The organism is Chromobacterium sp. S0633 (assembly GCF_024158805.1).
GTDB lineage: Bacteria > Pseudomonadota > Gammaproteobacteria > Burkholderiales > Chromobacteriaceae > Chromobacterium.
In genome coordinates, this window is sequence record NZ_JAMZGH010000017.1 from 91,427 (window position 1) to 106,359 (window position 14,933).

16 protein-coding genes and 1 tRNA gene are annotated in these 14,933 nt (G+C 63.3%); 5 read left to right on the top strand and 12 right to left on the bottom strand.

The genetic code is table 11. The features are described 5' to 3' along the window. Positions 1 to 9 precede the first annotated feature (9 nt). The 5 genes from NK214_RS11720 to tpiA form a co-directional block, all read right to left on the bottom strand. Positions 10 to 486 carry an NADH-quinone oxidoreductase subunit B family protein gene (locus tag NK214_RS11720; RefSeq protein WP_019103471.1) on the bottom strand — a complete coding sequence of 159 codons (477 nt, stop codon included), beginning with the start codon at positions 484 to 486 and terminating at the stop codon, positions 10 to 12. Beyond that, positions 477 to 833 (bottom strand): NADH-quinone oxidoreductase subunit A, encoded by a 357-nt coding sequence (locus tag NK214_RS11725; RefSeq protein WP_019103472.1) that lies wholly within the window; start codon positions 831 to 833, stop codon positions 477 to 479. The genes NK214_RS11720 and NK214_RS11725 overlap by 10 nt, the downstream gene beginning before the upstream one ends. Before the next feature lie 90 nt (positions 834 to 923). Further along, positions 924 to 1,008 (bottom strand) — tRNA-Leu (locus tag NK214_RS11730). Positions 1,009 to 1,025: 17 nt separating this feature from the next. Beyond that, positions 1,026 to 1,376 carry a preprotein translocase subunit SecG gene (gene secG, locus NK214_RS11735; RefSeq protein WP_227104753.1) on the bottom strand — a complete coding sequence of 117 codons (351 nt, stop codon included), beginning with the start codon at positions 1,374 to 1,376 and terminating at the stop codon, positions 1,026 to 1,028. Position 1,377: 1 nt separating this feature from the next. Next, positions 1,378 to 2,124 (bottom strand): triose-phosphate isomerase, encoded by a 747-nt coding sequence (gene tpiA, locus NK214_RS11740; RefSeq protein ID WP_253314547.1) that lies wholly within the window; start codon positions 2,122 to 2,124, stop codon positions 1,378 to 1,380. 188 nt (positions 2,125 to 2,312) lie between these two features. On the opposite strand from tpiA, the gene pstS reads away from it, so the two are divergent. From pstS to NK214_RS11765, 5 genes are all read left to right on the top strand, one after another. Beyond that, entirely contained in the window at positions 2,313 to 3,356 is a 1,044-nt protein-coding gene (gene pstS / locus NK214_RS11745) for a phosphate ABC transporter substrate-binding protein PstS (RefSeq protein WP_107800407.1), read from the top strand. A gap of 70 nt (positions 3,357 to 3,426) precedes the next feature. After that, complete coding sequence (pstC, locus tag NK214_RS11750) at positions 3,427 to 4,389, top strand: phosphate ABC transporter permease subunit PstC (RefSeq protein WP_253314548.1); 963 nt, start codon at positions 3,427 to 3,429, stop codon at positions 4,387 to 4,389. Positions 4,390 to 4,424: 35 nt separating this feature from the next. Continuing rightward, on the top strand, positions 4,425 to 5,318 hold the full coding sequence (gene pstA / locus NK214_RS11755) for a phosphate ABC transporter permease PstA (RefSeq protein ID WP_227108605.1): 894 nt from the start codon (positions 4,425 to 4,427) through the stop codon (positions 5,316 to 5,318). Between the two features lie 12 nt (positions 5,319 to 5,330). After that, positions 5,331 to 6,095 carry a phosphate ABC transporter ATP-binding protein PstB gene (gene pstB / locus NK214_RS11760; RefSeq protein WP_043590752.1) on the top strand — a complete coding sequence of 255 codons (765 nt, stop codon included), beginning with the start codon at positions 5,331 to 5,333 and terminating at the stop codon, positions 6,093 to 6,095. A 255-nt stretch (positions 6,096 to 6,350) separates the two neighbouring features. Continuing rightward, positions 6,351 to 7,805: an inorganic phosphate transporter gene (locus tag NK214_RS11765; protein WP_107800410.1), complete on the top strand. Its 1,455-nt coding sequence runs from the start codon at positions 6,351 to 6,353 to the stop codon at positions 7,803 to 7,805. A gap of 274 nt (positions 7,806 to 8,079) precedes the next feature. On the opposite strand, the gene recG is transcribed toward NK214_RS11765, so the two are convergent. The 7 genes from recG to rdgB form a co-directional block, all read right to left on the bottom strand. Further along, complete coding sequence (recG, locus tag NK214_RS11770) at positions 8,080 to 10,128, bottom strand: ATP-dependent DNA helicase RecG (protein WP_227104757.1); 2,049 nt, start codon at positions 10,126 to 10,128, stop codon at positions 8,080 to 8,082. A gap of 87 nt (positions 10,129 to 10,215) precedes the next feature. Beyond that, positions 10,216 to 10,644, bottom strand: a complete 429-nt coding sequence (locus NK214_RS11775; RefSeq protein WP_253314549.1) for a DUF2147 domain-containing protein — start codon at positions 10,642 to 10,644, stop codon at positions 10,216 to 10,218. Between the two features lie 187 nt (positions 10,645 to 10,831). Further along, positions 10,832 to 11,668, bottom strand: a complete 837-nt coding sequence (locus tag NK214_RS11780) for a PhzF family phenazine biosynthesis protein (RefSeq protein WP_253314550.1) — start codon at positions 11,666 to 11,668, stop codon at positions 10,832 to 10,834. Further along, positions 11,665 to 12,123 carry a DUF4124 domain-containing protein gene (locus tag NK214_RS11785; protein ID WP_227104763.1) on the bottom strand — a complete coding sequence of 153 codons (459 nt, stop codon included), beginning with the start codon at positions 12,121 to 12,123 and terminating at the stop codon, positions 11,665 to 11,667. The genes NK214_RS11780 and NK214_RS11785 overlap by 4 nt, the downstream gene beginning before the upstream one ends. Before the next feature lie 241 nt (positions 12,124 to 12,364). After that, a complete protein-coding gene (locus tag NK214_RS11790) occupies positions 12,365 to 12,745 on the bottom strand; it encodes a RidA family protein (RefSeq protein ID WP_043642167.1) in 381 nt (126 codons plus the stop codon). Then, positions 12,745 to 13,932 carry a radical SAM family heme chaperone HemW gene (hemW, locus tag NK214_RS11795; protein WP_256477427.1) on the bottom strand — a complete coding sequence of 396 codons (1,188 nt, stop codon included), beginning with the start codon at positions 13,930 to 13,932 and terminating at the stop codon, positions 12,745 to 12,747. Before hemW ends, NK214_RS11790 begins: the two co-directional genes overlap by 1 nt. Positions 13,933 to 14,011: 79 nt before the next feature. Next, entirely contained in the window at positions 14,012 to 14,605 is a 594-nt protein-coding gene (gene rdgB, locus NK214_RS11800; protein ID WP_107800416.1) for an RdgB/HAM1 family non-canonical purine NTP pyrophosphatase, read from the bottom strand. Between the last annotated feature and the right edge of the window lie 328 nt (positions 14,606 to 14,933).

Genomic DNA, 14,933 nt, shown 5'->3' on the forward strand with positions numbered 1-14,933 from the left:
GTTTCTACCTTAGCGGGCGATGGTGTTGGTGCGTTTGATCTTGTTCTGCAGCTGAATGATGCCGTACAGCAAGGCCTCTGCAGTTGGCGGACAGCCGGGCACGTAGACGTCGACCGGCACGATGCGATCGCAGCCGCGCACGACTGAATAGGAATAATGATAATAGCCGCCGCCGTTGGCACAGGACCCCATCGAGATCACCCAGCGCGGCTCGGCCATCTGGTCGTAAACCTTGCGCAGGGCCGGAGCCATCTTGTTGCACAGCGTGCCGGCCACGATCATCAGATCGGACTGGCGCGGGCTGGGACGGAACACGATGCCGAAACGGTCCAGGTCGTAGCGCGCCGCGCCGGCGTGCATCATCTCGACCGCGCAACAGGCCAGACCAAAGGTCATCGGCCACAGCGAACCGGTTCGGGTGTAATTGATGAGCTTGTCAGCCGTCGTGGTGACAAACCCCTTCTCCAGAATACCTTCTACTCCCATTCCAGAGCTCCTTTTTTCCACATGTAGACGAAGCCCAGGGTCAATACGCCCAGGAACTCCACCATGACGCCCAGACCATAGGTCCCCAGCTCCTTCAACACCACCGCCCACGGCAGCAGGAAGGCGACCTCGAGGTCGAACAGGATGAAGAGGATGGCTATCAGATAATAGCGGACGTCAAACTTCATGCGGGCATCTTCGAAAGCCTCGAAGCCGCACTCATACGGAGACAGTTTCTCAGGATCGGGACGGTTGGGAGCCAGCAGTTTGCCCAATAAAATAGGGCCTACGCCGACCAACAGTCCGACCATGACAAACAGCAGAATGGGAAAGTAATTTTGCAGCATTTCCCGTACACCCCCACAAAAAAGGGGGTTACCCCCCTTGGCTCCAAATAAAACAGGCCACCGGAGTCCCGGTGGCCTGTTTTTGAATGGTGGTGCCGACAGTGAGACTCGAACTCACACAGCTTTCGCCACTACCCCCTCAAGATAGCGTGTCTACCAATTTCACCATGTCGGCACAGCAAGCTTTAATTGTTACTCCGGTATTTTCGATGTCGTACCCGAAGCTTTATCGCTAGGCACACCGGCCGGGATTTGCGGTGCAACCTGTTCAACCTTGGTCCCCATTACGCCCAAATCGCTTTTTCCGCCCCCAGACAGAAAAACCAGAGCAAGGGAAGTCGAGAAGAACACGGCCGCTGCGACAGCGGTTGTCCTACTCAAGAAATTCGCAGAACCAGACGCGCCGAACAAGCTACCGGAAGAGCCGCTACCGAAAGCCGCCCCCATGTCCGCGCCTTTGCCGTGCTGCATCAAAACCAGCACGATAATAGTCCCTGCAGACAGGATATTTACAATCCAGATAAGCGTCTTAATAAGTTCCATACTATATCAATTTTCCTGCGGCTTGGCAAATTGCCCTGAATGAACCGGCGTCCAGAGATGCCCCTCCAACAAGGGCTCCGTCGACATTTTCAGTCGCCAGAATCGCTTCGGCATTCTCTGCCTTGACACTGCCGCCGTAGAGGACGCGAATATTATCGGAGGCCTTGACGTTTTGCAAGCACCAATTTTTGATCGCGCCGTGGATTTCGGCGATTTGCGCCAGCGTCGCCACCTTGCCGGTGCCGATGGCCCAGACCGGTTCATAAGCCACAACGTATTCACCATGGTCTATCTCGGACAGAAGCGCAAGCTGATCTCTAATCACCTCCAACTGACGGCCCGCCTCGCGCTCGTCCAGCGTTTCCCCGACGCACAACACCGGCACCAGGCCGGCGGCGATGGCGGCGCGCATCTTCTTCAGTAGAACCGCGTTGCTCTCGCCAAAGTACTGGCGGCGCTCCGAGTGGCCCACCAGGGTGTAAGCGCAGCCGATGTCAGCCAGCATCGCGGCGCTGGTCTCGCCGGTGAAGGCGCCGTCCTGATCGAAGGCGCTGACGTCCTGCGCGCACAGGCGCAAGGCCTGACCGCGCAGCCACTCGCCCAGGCCGGCCAGGTAGACCGCCGGCGCGGCCACGCCGACCCAGTCGCGGTTGCTCGTCTCGTCCGCCAGCAGCGCCTGCAGCAGCGTCTGCGCGCTGTCGGCGCGGGTATTCATCTTCCAGTTGCCAATCACCAGCTTGCCGGCCATCTCCGCCTCCCGCGATTCTTGAATATCCGCCGATTATATCCGCAGCCGCCATCTTGGCTCAAACCGGCATCCGGCTGATGTTGATTGTCCGCAAACGAAGCCGTTTCGACGACTTGTAATATTCCTGAAAAATTTCAGCCTTAGCATGCGCCCATCACCACGCACCTCATCCATTCTCAGGAGTAGGCATGAAACAGTCTGTTCGTCTGGCCGCATCGTTTGTACTGGGTTCCGTCTGCCTGTCCGGCGCGGCCGTGGCCGCCGACATCACCGGCGCGGGCGCCACCTTCCCGTACCCGCTGTACGCCAAATGGGCCGCCGCCTACAAGGCCGGCACCAATAATAATCTGAACTATCAATCCATCGGTTCCGGCGGCGGCATCAAGCAGATCCAGTCCAAGACCGTGGATTTCGGCGCGTCCGATATGCCGCTGAAGCCGGAAGAGCTGGAAAAATCCGGACTGACCCAATTCCCCACCGTGATCGGCGGCGTGGTGCCGGTGCTGAACGTGCCCGGCATCACCCCGGGACAAGTGAAGTTCACCGGCCCGCTGCTGGCCGACATCTACCTGGGCAAGGTGTCCAAGTGGAACGACCCGGCCATCGCCAAGCTGAACCCCGGCGTCAAGCTGCCGGACCTGCGCATCTCCGTGGTGCGTCGCTCCGACGGCTCCGGCACCACCTTCATCTTCACCAACTACCTGTCCAAGGTCTCTCCGGACTGGGCCAAGGAAGTGGGCTCCAACACCGCGGTCAGCTGGAAAGGCAACCCGGTGGGCGGCAAGGGCAATGAGGGCGTGGCCAACTACGTGACCCGCATCAAAGGCGCGATCGGCTACGTGGAATACGCCTACGCCAAGCAGAACAAGCTGGCCTTCGGCCTGATGCAGAACCAGGCCGGCAGCTTCGTCAAGCCGGACGAGTCCAGCTTCAAGGCCGCCGCCGCCAACGCCGACTGGAAAAAAGCGCCGGGCTTCTACCTGCTGCTGACCAACCAGCCGGGCAAGGACAGCTGGCCGATCGCCGGCGCCACCTTCATCCTGATGCACAAGAAACAGGACAAGCCGGCGCAAGGCGGCGAGGTGCTGAAGTTCTTCGACTGGGCTTACAAGAACGGCGACAAGACCGCGCTGGATCTGGACTACATCCCGATGCCGGACGCGATCAAGGGCGTGATCCGCGCCAGCTGGAAGCAAATTGCCGACAACGGCGGCAAGCCGGTGTGGAACTGAGCCGCATACAATGCACGCAAGCGGCCGGGGACGCGCTCCCCGGCTTTTTGTCTGATAAATGAGCATGCATATGCAAAAGTTGAGCAATCCGCAGCAAATCAAAACCCAGTTATTGCTGGACAATCTGTTCCGCTGGGTCACCCGTTTTTTCGCCTTCCTGGTGCTGGCCTTGCTGGTGGGCATCCTGATTTCGCTGTTGATCGGCGCGCTGCCGAGCATCCACGCCTTCGGCTTCAGGTTTCTGGTCACCAGCGACTGGGACCCGGTCAATGAGCGGTTCGGCGCGCTGGTGCCCATCTTCGGCACCCTGGCCACCTCTTTCATCGCCTTGCTGATCGGCGTGCCGGTCAGCTTCGGCATCGCCCTGTTCCTGACCGAGCTGTGCCCCACCTGGCTGAAGCGGCCGCTGGGCATCGCGGTGGAACTGCTGGCCGGCATCCCGTCCATCATCTACGGCATGTGGGGCCTGTTCGTGTTCGCGCCCATCTTCGCCGACCACGTGCAGCCGCTGCTGATCGACACCCTGGGCGAGGTGCCGCTGCTGGGCGTGCTGTTCCAGGGCGCGCCGATGGGCATAGGCATTTTCACCGCCGGCCTGATCCTGGCCATCATGATCATTCCCTTCATCGCCTCGGTGATGCGCGACGTGTTCGAAGTGGTGCCGGTGATGCTGAAGGAGTCCGCCTACGGCCTGGGCTCCACCACCTGGGAAGTGGTGCGCTACGTGGTGCTGCCCTATACCAAGACCGGCGTGGTCGGCGGCATCATGCTGGGCCTGGGCCGCGCGCTGGGCGAGACCATGGCGGTGACCTTCGTCATCGGCAACTCCACCCGTTTCGCCGCCGGCCTGTTCGAGCCGGGCAATTCCATCGCCTCCTCGCTGGCCAATGAGTTCGCCGAGGCCAACGGCGAGCTGTATCTCTCCTCCCTGATTCAACTGGGCCTGATTCTGTTCTTCATCACCTTCGTGGTGCTGGCGTGTTCTAAACTGCTGTTGCTGCGCCTGAAGAAACAGGAAGGTCGTCCTTCCTGAGCATGAGAGACGCTAACCGCATGAGCCAAACCGTTATGACTTCCGCCCTGCGCCCGCCCCAGTCCGCCATCGCCGCCAAAGCCGACAGCAGCGTCTATCGCCGCCGCCGGCTGGTGAACCGCGTCAATATGGGCGCCTCGATGTTCACCATGGCCTTCGGGCTGTTCTGGCTGTTCTGGATTCTGACCACCCTGTTGCAGCACGGCCTGTCCGGGCTGAACTGGGAGGTGTTCACCTCCAGCACCCCGCCGCCGGGCAGCACCGGCGGCCTGGCCAACGCCATTTACGGCAGCCTGATGATGACCGGCTTCGGCACCTTGTTCGGCACGCCGATCGGCATTCTGGCCGGCATCTATCTGGCCGAGTTCGGCCAGCGCGGCTGGCTGGCGCCGGCCACCCGCTTCATCAACGACATCCTGCTGTCCGCGCCGTCCATCGTCATCGGCCTGTTCATCTACGAAGTCTACGTGGTGTCGGTCGGCCACTTTTCAGGCTGGGCCGGCTCCTTCGCGCTGGCCATCCTGGTGATTCCGGTGGTGGTGCGCACCACCGAGAACATGCTGCGCCTGGTGCCGGGCAGCCTGCGCGAAGCCGCGTCCGCGCTGGGCGCGCCGCAGTGGAAGGTCACTTTGCACGTCACCCTGCGCTCGGCCAAGGCCGGCGTGCTGACCGGCATCCTGCTGGCGGTGGCGCGCATTTCCGGCGAAACCGCGCCGCTGTTGTTCACCGCGCTGAACAACCAGTTCTTCAACAGCAATATGAACCAGCCGATGGCCAACCTGCCCATCGTGATCTTCCAGTTCGCGATGAGCCCGTACGAGGACTGGCACAAGCTGGCCTGGGCCGGCTCCCTGTTGATCACCTTCAGCGTGCTGACGCTGAATATCGTTGCCCGCTGGATGGGCAGCCAGAAAAACCAATCGCATTAAGGCTTGCAGACCATGGCTGAAATCCACTCCAAGCTTCAGGTCAAGAATCTGAACTTCTTTTACGGCAATTTCCACGCGCTGAAGAACATCCAGCTGGAAATCGCCTCGCGCAAGGTCACCGCCTTCATCGGCCCGTCCGGCTGCGGCAAGTCCACGCTGCTGCGCACCTTCAACCGCATGTACGAGCTCTACCCCGGCCTGCGCGCCGAGGGCGACATCCTGCTGGACGGCCACAACGTCCTGGGCCGCGACGTGGACGTCAACCTGCTGCGCGCCAAGGTGGGCATGGTGTTCCAGAAGCCCACCCCGTTCCCGATGTCCATCTACGACAACATCACCTTCGGCGTGAAGCTCTACGAAAAACTGTCCAAGGGCGAGATGGAGGACCGGGTGGAATGGGCGCTGCGCAAGGCCGCGCTGTGGGACGAGGTCAAGGACAAGCTCAAGCAGTCCGGCAACTCGCTGTCCGGCGGCCAGCAGCAGCGGCTGTGCATCGCGCGCGCGGTGGCGTCCAAGCCGGAAGTGCTGCTGCTGGACGAGCCCACTTCGGCGCTGGACCCGATTTCCACCGCCCACATCGAAGAGCTGATCCATGAGCTCAAAGAGGACTACACCATCGCCATCGTCACCCACAATATGCAGCAGGCGGCGCGGGTGTCGGACTACACCGCCTATATGTATCTGGGCGAATTGATCGAGTTCGGCGACACCGACTCCATCTTCACCACCCCGCAGAAGAAGGCCACCGAGGACTACATCACCGGCAAGTTCGGCTGATTCCGCCCCGGCTCTCAGACCGCCGTCATGACCGTTTCCGGCATGACGGCCGTTGGCGTTTCCACGCGGGCAAAAGCGCATGACGGCGGCAAAAAACGGCCTAAATCCGCCGTTCTCCCCGCCCGGTCTGTCAAGGCGATTCCGCATGCTTTTCCGGCAAATGCGACACCATTTATTTTTTTTTTATAAGTACTTGACGGCATTGGCCTTGGACACAACAATCCCGCCTTTACGATACTGCGTGCACATTTCACCATGTTGGACCTGTTTTCCGGGCTTGAGACCCACGTCGCCATCACCTTGGTGCTTTCCCTGGGCTTCGTGCTCGCCTTTGAGTTCATCAACGGCTTCCATGACACCGCCAACGCGGTGGCAACCGTTATCTATACCCAATCGATGAAACCGCGTCTCGCGGTGTTCTATTCCGGCATTTTCAACTTCCTCGGCGTAATCACCGGCGGCCTCGCCGTCGCCTACGCCATCGTGCACCTGCTGCCGGTGGACCTGCTGATCTCGATCAACACCACCCGCGGCATGGCCATGGTGTTCGCGCTGTTGACCGCCGCCATCGCCTGGAACCTGGGTACCTGGTATTTCGGTCTGCCCGCGTCCAGCAGCCACACGCTGATCGGCGCCATTTTGGGCGTGGGCGTGGCCAACAGCCTGATCCACGGCACCTCGCTGTCCCACGGCATCAACTGGAGCAAGGCCATCGACGTCGGCGCCTCGCTGCTGGCCTCGCCCGTGGTGGGCGCCCTGCTCGCCGCGCTGATCGTCATTCTGCTGCGGCGCTACCGGCCGCACAGCAATGTGCACAAAACCCCCTACCAACGCCAGCAGGTGGAAGGCCGCAAGCATCCGCCGTTCTGGACCCGCTTCATGCTGATCGTGTCATCCATGGGCGTCAGCTTCGCCCACGGCTCCAACGACGGCCAAAAAGGCGTGGGCCTGATCATGCTGGTGCTGATCGGCATCGTGCCGGCCAAATTCGTGCTGGATCTGGACAGCACGCCTTACCAGCTGGACCGCACCCGCGACGCCGCCATTCACCTGCAGAAGTTCTATGAGCGCCATCAGGTCGAACTGAGCAAGATCATCGTGCCGTCCAAGGGCAGCAGCCAGTACGAGTGCCATCCGCTGGAAACCGGCGACACCGTCAAGCGCCTGCTGAGCACCATGGGCGACGGCGGCGACTACCACGCGCTGAGCTCGGAACAGCGTTGGAACGTGCGCACCGAGCTGCTGTGCCTGGACGACGCCGCCAAGAAGGCTTCCGCGCTGCCCAAGCTGTCCGCCGACGACAAGCAGATGCTGCAGAACCTGCGCAAGGATCTGACCACCACCACCGAATATGCGCCCACCTGGGTGATCGTCGCCGTGGCTCTGTCGCTGGGCATCGGCACCATGGTGGGCTGGCGCCGCGTGGTGAAGACCGTGGGCGAAGGCATAGGCAAGAAAGACATGACTTACGCCCAGGGCGTGTCGGCGCAGATGACCGCCGCCATCTCCATCGGCCTCGCCAGCCAGTTCGGCTTCCCGGTGTCCACCACCCAGGTGCTGTCCAGCGCCGTGGCCGGCACCATGGTGGCGGACAAGGCCGGCCTGCAGATGTCCACCATCCGCTCCATCGCGCTGGCCTGGCTGTTCACCCTGCCGGTGTCCATGCTGCTGGCGGGCGGGCTGTACTACGTGGCCTCGCTCTGGCTGTAATCAAGTCCGGTCACGGTCTTTCAGCCTCTGTTTAAGGCTGCCGGAAAAAAACAAAGCCACCGCATCGCGGTGGCTTTTTCTTTTGGCATTTCCGCCCGGAAAATTTTCGATTGACCTGGGTCAAGCTTTAAGCCCGGATTGCTTGTGCCAATATTTTATAAATTGCTAATATTTGCTCGCTTCATCATGGTTTCTCCTTTGTTGTTTGCAGCAATCCCTTTGCGCCTCAGCCCCCCAGCCGAGGCGCTTTTTTTTTGCCCGATTCATGGCACACTCAAGCCTTGAGAAACTGCTCGCGCCCCGCCAGCCAACGGTCCAGATGAGCGTCCACCGCCTGCGGATGGCGCTCCAGCAGCAAGGGCGCCAGCTCGCGCGCCGCTTCCAGCAGTTCCAGGTCTTCTTCCAGGTTGGCGAAACGCAGCATGGGCAGGCCGCTCTGACGCGCGCCCAGCAGTTCGCCGGGGCCGCGGATCAGCAAATCCTGGCGCGCGATCTCGAAACCGTCAACATTCTCGTAAATCACTTTCAAGCGCGCCTTGGCCAAGTCCGACAAGGGGTTGTCGAACATCAGCACGCAGACGCTGCGCGCGCTGCCGCGCCCCACCCGGCCGCGCAATTGATGCAACTGGGCCAGGCCCATGCGTTCGGCGTGCTCGATCACCATCAGGCTGGCGTTGGGCACGTCCACGCCCACCTCGATCACCGTGGTGGCCACCAGCACTTGCAGCTCGTTGCGGGCGAAGGCCGCCATCACCGCCGCCTTTTCGTCCGCCTTCATCCGGCCGTGCACCAGGCCCACGCCCAAATGCGGCAGATCGGCGGTCAGTTGCTGGTGGGTGTCCACCGCGGTCTGCAATTGCAGGGTTTCCGATTCTTCGATCAGCGGGCACACCCAATAGGCCTGCTGCCCGTCGGCGCAGGTTTTGGCCACGTGGGCGACGATCTCCTCGCGGCGCGCGCTATTGATCAGCTTGGTGACGATGGGCGTGCGCCCCGGCGGCAATTCGTCTATCACCGACACGTCCAGGTCGGCGTAGAAACTCATCGCCAGCGTGCGTGGAATCGGCGTCGCCGACATCATCAGCTGATGCGGCTCGCCGCCCTTCTCTTTCAGCGCCAGCCGCTGGCCCACGCCGAAGCGATGCTGTTCATCGACAATGACCAGGCCCAGGCGCTCAAAAGCCACCTCGTCCTGGAACAGCGCGTGAGTGCCCACCGCCAGCCGCGTTTCGCCGCTGGCGATGGCCGCCATCGCCTCCTGTTTCTGCTTCTTGCGCAGGCTGCCGGCCAGCCAGCGCACCGGGACGCCCAGCGGCTCCAGCCAGGCGGACAGCTTGAGGAAATGCTGCTCGGCCAGGATTTCGGTCGGCGCCATCAAGGCCACCTGGTAGCCGGATTCGATCGCGGTCAGCGCCGCCAGGGCCGCGACGATGGTCTTGCCGCTGCCCACATCGCCCTGCAGCAGCCGGTGCATCGGGTGCGGCTGGGTCAGGTCGGCGCGGACTTCCGCCAAGGCGCGTTGCTGCGCGCCGGTCAGCGTGAACGGCAGGCGCTCGGCCAAGGCCCGGCTCAGCTTGCCGTCGCCGCGCAAGGGCGGCGCGCGGCCCAGCCTGCGCGCGCGATAGGCTAGCCGCATCGACAGCTGCTGCGCCAGCAATTCGTCGAACTTGAGCCGCTGCCAGGCCGGCAGGGCCGGATCGGCCAGCTGGCCGGCGCTGTAGTCCGGCGTCGGCAGGTGCAGCAGGCGGATCGCCTCGGCGAACGGCGTCAGCCGCAGCGGCGCGGCCAGCTCCTCCGGCAGCGTCTCGCCCAGCGGCTGGCTGTCCAGCTCGGCGTGGATCAGCTTGCGCAGCGCCGGCTGGGTCAGGCCGTTGACCGTGGGATAGATGGGCGTCAGGCTGTCCGCCAGCGGCGCGCCGTTGCCCACTTCGCGGATCTTGGGATGCACCATCTCGTCGCCGGCGAAGCCGCGGCGGATCTCGCCCAGCGCGCGCACCCGGTTGCCGGTGGTGAATTGCTTGACCTGGTTGGGGTAGAAATGAATGAAGCGCAGCACCAGGCTGCCGCTGGCGTCCTCGATGCGCGCCACCAGTTGGCGGCGCGGTCGGAACTGGATCTCATGGGCGATCACCTCGCCCTCCACCAGCACCGCCTGGCCGTAAGGCGCGTCGGCGATGGCGTACAGATGGGTCTCGTCCTCATAGCGCAGCGGCAGATGCAGGACCAGATCGAAACGGCGGCGTATGCCCAGCTTTTCCAGCTTCTTGGCCAGCGCCGGCGCCACGGCCGGCGGCTGATTGGCGGGGTCGATTAGGGAGCTCATCAGCAGCGATTGTACCCAATAAAGAAAAAGGCGGAAGCTGTTCGCGCTTCCGCCTTGCTCACGCGCGCCGCGTCGCGGCCCTTGCGCTTACTGGCGCTCCCACACCTGGGAACGGAAGAAGGGGCCGATGTAGCCGCGCACGCGCAGCTTCTTGCCGTCTTCGATCAGCTTGGCGCCGGAGGTGTAGATCTTGCCGGACTTGGGGTCCAGGATCTTGCCATTGCCCCACTCGGCGCCGTCCTTCTTCAGACCCCACAGGATTTGCATGCCGTTGACCGGCTTGCCTTTGCGGTCCCCTTCGCACTTGTCGCACACCGCTTCCGGATTGGCGAACAGCTTGATGATCTTGCCGTTCAGCTCGCCGCCGGCGCTTTCGGTGATCTGCACCAGGGCCTTGGCCTGCTTGGTTTCGTCGTCTATCGTCTTCCAGACGCCGGCGGCGCTGTCGGCCAGCGCCATATGGCTGAACAGGCCCAGCGCGGACGCCAGGCAGGCGGCTTTGGCGAATTTGCTCATCTTGATTTCCTCGCGAATCGGACCGCGAGGCCGCGCCGCGAACGGGCGGCCGCAGCGGCCTTTTAATTATCTGAACGCCGCCCCGGAACCGCCGGCACGCCGAAAAGAAACGTTGGTTTGGAGCAGCGGCTCTAGGATGCCAACAGCCAATGCCGACGTCAAGAATGGAAACGAAGGACGATGCAACTCACAGGGAGATCTCGCCGCGGCCTATCCGCAACACCCGCCCGCCCACCAGAATCTCGCCCGCGGCGTCCACTTGCAGGTGCAGTACATTGGGCCGCGCCAGCGCCGCGCCCTGCTCCACCCGCCACTGCAAGGGCCCCAGGCCGTTGAGCGCGCACCAGCCGCCCAGATTGGCGCAGGCCGAACCGGTGCCGGGATCTTCCAGCACCGCGCCCTGCTGTTCGAAAAACAGCCGCACGGTGGCGACGCCGCCGTCCTCATGCCACAGATAGGCGACGCTGCGCCCCGGCCGCAAGGTGGCGTCGCGCAACAGCAAGGCGTGCACCGGGCGGGCGCGCAGCACCGCGCCGGCGCTGGCGGCGCGGATCAGCAATTGTTCGCTGCCGGTGTCCACCCATGTCGGCTCCAGCGCGATGTCCTCCTCGTCCAGCCCCAGCATCGCCGCGGCCTGGCCGCGGCTGAGGCCGGCGTCGCGCGCGCTTGGCGGATTCGCCCGCAAGGTGTAAACGCCGTCGCTGTGGAGGATGGGGATCAGGCCGGCGTTGGTGCGCAACTGAAAGCGGGAATCCAGTTCGCCGCGCCAGTGCAGCACCGCCGCCGCGCCCAGGGTGGGATGGCCGGCGAAGGGCAGCTCCTGGCTGGGCGTGAAGATGCGCAAGCGCGCCACCGCTTCGCCGTCCGGAAACAGGAATACGGTTTCCGACAGATTCATCTGTCTGGCCAGGAGCTGCATCTCGCGCTCGTCCAGCCCGCTGGCGTCGGTGAACACCGCCAGCGGATTGCCGCCGAAGCGCTCCTCGGCGAACACATTGACCAATTCGAACGAATACCCGCTCATGCCCCCTCCTGGAATCGATGACACGCCGCCGCGGCCAGTTTCTCTTCCACGCCGGCCAAGCGCTCGGCCAGGGATTTCCTGGCCGGCGCCGCCGCCGCGGACTGCCGCAAGCGCCGTTGCTGAAGCTCCAGACCATGACAGCGGCGGCGCGCTTTGTCCAGTTCCCGCGCCTGCGCGCGCTCGTCGCGGCGTTGCTGCGCCTGGCGCCGCCTGGCCTCGCGCGCCTCGTCGGCGGCCCAGCGCCGGCCTTGGTCCTGGTACTTGGCCGCCTCGCGGCGCTGGCGCTCGTCTTGCTCCACCACATTCAGCGGCGGCGGCTGGAAGGTTTCCGCCGCGCCGCCGTCGGCGCAAGCCCGATCGCTGTAGGCCAGCCGGCCGTCCGCGCTCCGACATTTGTAAACCTGGGCCCAGGCCAGGCCCGGCAGCAATAGCAATAGCGCGATCCGGACTCTCATGCGACCTCCGCGGCGAAGATGAGGGACACGGATAGTTAACATGAAAAAAGGCGGCCTGGGCCGCCTTGTGGTCTGACATTTGGAGCAGTTGGGCCGCTCAGAACCTGTTTACGATCTCGCGAGCCAAGGCGAGACAAGGCGAAAACGGCTGAAAAAGCGGAATGTACACACGGTACATGAGCATTTTGAAGACGTACTCACCGTGCCACGTCTCACGAAGCGCAGCAGATCGTAAGCAGGTTTAGAGCACCAGAACCGCTTCCGCTTCCACCAACACGCCCTTGGGCAGGCTGGCCACGCCGACGGCGGCGCGCGCCGGGAAGGGCTGGCTGAAGTACTGGCCCATGATTTCGTTGAAGGTGGCGAAATTGGACAGGTCGGTCAGATAGGCGTTGAGCTTGACGATCTGGTCCAGGCTGCCGCCGGCGGCTTCGCACACGGCCTTCATGTTCTTGAACACTTGATGGGTTTCAGCGGCGAAACCGCCTTCCACCACGTTCATGGTGGCCGGGTCCAGCGGGATCTGGCCGGACAGGTAAACGGTGTTGCCGGCTTTCACGGCTTGCGAGTAAGCGCCGATGGCGGCCGGAGCCTTGTCGGTGTGGATGATTTCCTTAGCCATTATTCATCTCCTTCTTTCAGGAACAGGGTTAATAAATCATTGAGGAAACGCTGGCCCTTGAGCGTGGGCCGCAACATCACGGCGTCGCGCGCGATCAGGCCTTGCGCCTCGGCTTGCGTCAAGGCGGATTGTATGACGGACAGCGGCAGGCCGGTGCGCTCCTGGAACAGGCGCAATTCGAAGCCTTCGGTCAGCCGCAGCAGATTCATCATGAATTCGAAGGGCAGTTCGCTCCGCCCCACCTTGCGGCTGTTTTGCAGGGGCTTGCCCTCGGCCACCGCCTGAAGGTAGGCGGCCGGCTGCTTGTAGCGCATCTGGCGCACGATGCCGGCATGGCTGCTGATCTTGCCGTGGGCGCCGGCGCCGATGCCGATATAGTCGCCGAACTGCCAGTAGTTGAGATTGTGGCGCGCGCGGCGGCCCGGCCGCGCGAAGGCCGAGGTCTCGTAATGTTCGAAGCCGGCGGCGGCGAGCCGGGCTTCTATCGCCTCCTGCATGTCGGCGGAGACTTCGTCGTCCGGCAGATTGCGCGGCGTCTCCACGGCGAACAGGGTGTTGGGTTCTATCGTCAGATGGTAGGCGGACAGATGGGTGATGCCGTAGGACAGCGCGGTGTCCAGATCGGCCAGCGCTTCGTCCAGGGTCTGCCCCGGCAGCGCGTACATCAGGTCCAGATTGACGTTGTCGAAGTGGCTCAGCGCGATGTCGATAGCGCGACGCGCTTCCTCGCCGTCGTGAATGCGGCCCAGCGCCTGCAAATGCGCCGGCTTGAAACTCTGGATGCCGATGGACAGCCGGTTGATGCCGGCCTCGCGGTAGCCGCGGAAACGCTCGGCCTCGAAGGTGCCGGGATTGGCCTCCATGGTGATTTCCGCGTCCGGCTGCAGCCGCATGCGCGCGCGCACGCCGGCCAGCAGCGCGTCCATCGCCTGAGGCGAGAACAGGCTGGGGGTACCGCCGCCCATGAAGATGCTGCTCAGCGGACGGCCCCAGACCTCGGGCAGGCTGAATTCCAGATCGCGCAGCAAGGCGTCGACATAGGCCATCTCGTCGAAGCCGCTCTTGGGCTCGTGCGAGTTGAAATCGCAATACGGGCATTTGCGCACGCACCACGGGAAGTGGATGTAGAGCGACAGCGGCGGCAGCTCTTTCAAGCCGACTTGACCGCCCAGCCCAAGCGCGGACAGCGAAATCTTGCTCACCTGCACGTCGCGGCTCCTTGCGGCTCCAGCCGCGCCGGCCGGGCGCTGAACGAAGGGACCCGCTTCATGCCAGCGCGCGCAGCTTGGCCAGCAGCGCTTGCAGCGCCTGGCCGCGGTGGCTGACGCGGTTTTTCTCCGCCGCGTCCATCTCCGCCACGCTACAGCCGTGCTGCGGCAGCCAGAAATGCGGGTCGTAGCCGAAGCCGCCGGCGCCGGCCGCCTCGTCGCGCACTTCGCCGAACCACATGCCGTCCGCCACCAGCGGCTGCGGATCGTCGGCGTGGCGCACCAAGACCAGCACGCAGTAATACCAGGCGCGGCGATTGGCCTCGCCCTGCAGCGCCGCCACCAGCTTGGCGTTGTTGGCGGCGTCGGACTTGGGTTCGCCGGCGTAGCGAGCCGAGTACACGCCCGGCGCGCCGGACAGCGCCTCGACGCAGATGCCGGAGTCGTCGGCCAGCGCCGGCAAGCCGCTCACGCGGCTGGCGTGACGCGCTTTTTCCAGCGCGTTTTCCAGGAAGGTGTGGTGCGGTTCCGGGCATTCCGGCACTTGCAGTTCCACCTGCGGAATCACTTGTATGCCCAGCGGCGCCATCAGCGCGGCGAATTCCTTCAACTTGCCGGCGTTGTTGCTGGCCATCACTAATTTGTCGAACATGAGAACTCCATCGAATGCGACGCAGCCCCGACGACGCCGGGGCTGCGGACATAAGTATAAGAACTTATTCAAAGTCTCGCGAGCTAGCGCGAGACAAGGCGAAAACGGCTGAGAAAGCGGAATGTACACGTGGTACATGAGCATTTCGAAGCCGTTTTCAACGCCGTATCGCCGACGCGCAGCAGACTTTGCTCAAATGCTAAGAGCCTGTTCAAAGTCTAGCGAGCTAGAGCGAGACAAGGCGAAAACCACTGAGAAAGCGGAATGTACACGTGGTACATGAGCATTTCGAAGCCGTTTTCAACGCCGTATCGCCGACGCGCAGCAG

Bases quoted from the DNA above. Each gene is read 5' to 3' on its own strand.
- pstC (WP_253314548.1), top strand. From the start codon at position 3,427: ATGCAAAAGTTGAGCAATCCGCAGCAAATCAAAACCCAGTTATTGCTG.
- NK214_RS11780 (WP_253314550.1), bottom strand. From the start codon at position 11,668: ATGAGCGGGTATTCGTTCGAATTGGTCAATGTGTTCGCCGAGGAGCGC.
- pstB (WP_043590752.1), top strand. From the start codon at position 5,331: ATGGCTGAAATCCACTCCAAGCTTCAGGTCAAGAATCTGAACTTCTTT.
- NK214_RS11785 (WP_227104763.1), bottom strand. From the start codon at position 12,123: ATGAGAGTCCGGATCGCGCTATTGCTATTGCTGCCGGGCCTGGCCTGG.
- rdgB (WP_107800416.1), bottom strand. From the start codon at position 14,605: ATGTTCGACAAATTAGTGATGGCCAGCAACAACGCCGGCAAGTTGAAG.
- NK214_RS11720 (WP_019103471.1), bottom strand. From the start codon at position 486: ATGGGAGTAGAAGGTATTCTGGAGAAGGGGTTTGTCACCACGACGGCT.
- NK214_RS11790 (WP_043642167.1), bottom strand. From the start codon at position 12,745: ATGGCTAAGGAAATCATCCACACCGACAAGGCTCCGGCCGCCATCGGC.
- pstS (WP_107800407.1), top strand. From the start codon at position 2,313: ATGAAACAGTCTGTTCGTCTGGCCGCATCGTTTGTACTGGGTTCCGTC.
- NK214_RS11725 (WP_019103472.1), bottom strand. From the start codon at position 833: ATGCTGCAAAATTACTTTCCCATTCTGCTGTTTGTCATGGTCGGACTG.
- NK214_RS11765 (WP_107800410.1), top strand. From the start codon at position 6,351: ATGTTGGACCTGTTTTCCGGGCTTGAGACCCACGTCGCCATCACCTTG.
- tpiA (WP_253314547.1), bottom strand. From the start codon at position 2,124: ATGGCCGGCAAGCTGGTGATTGGCAACTGGAAGATGAATACCCGCGCC.
- recG (WP_227104757.1), bottom strand. From the start codon at position 10,128: ATGAGCTCCCTAATCGACCCCGCCAATCAGCCGCCGGCCGTGGCGCCG.
- NK214_RS11775 (WP_253314549.1), bottom strand. From the start codon at position 10,644: ATGAGCAAATTCGCCAAAGCCGCCTGCCTGGCGTCCGCGCTGGGCCTG.
- secG (WP_227104753.1), bottom strand. From the start codon at position 1,376: ATGGAACTTATTAAGACGCTTATCTGGATTGTAAATATCCTGTCTGCA.
- pstA (WP_227108605.1), top strand. From the start codon at position 4,425: ATGACTTCCGCCCTGCGCCCGCCCCAGTCCGCCATCGCCGCCAAAGCC.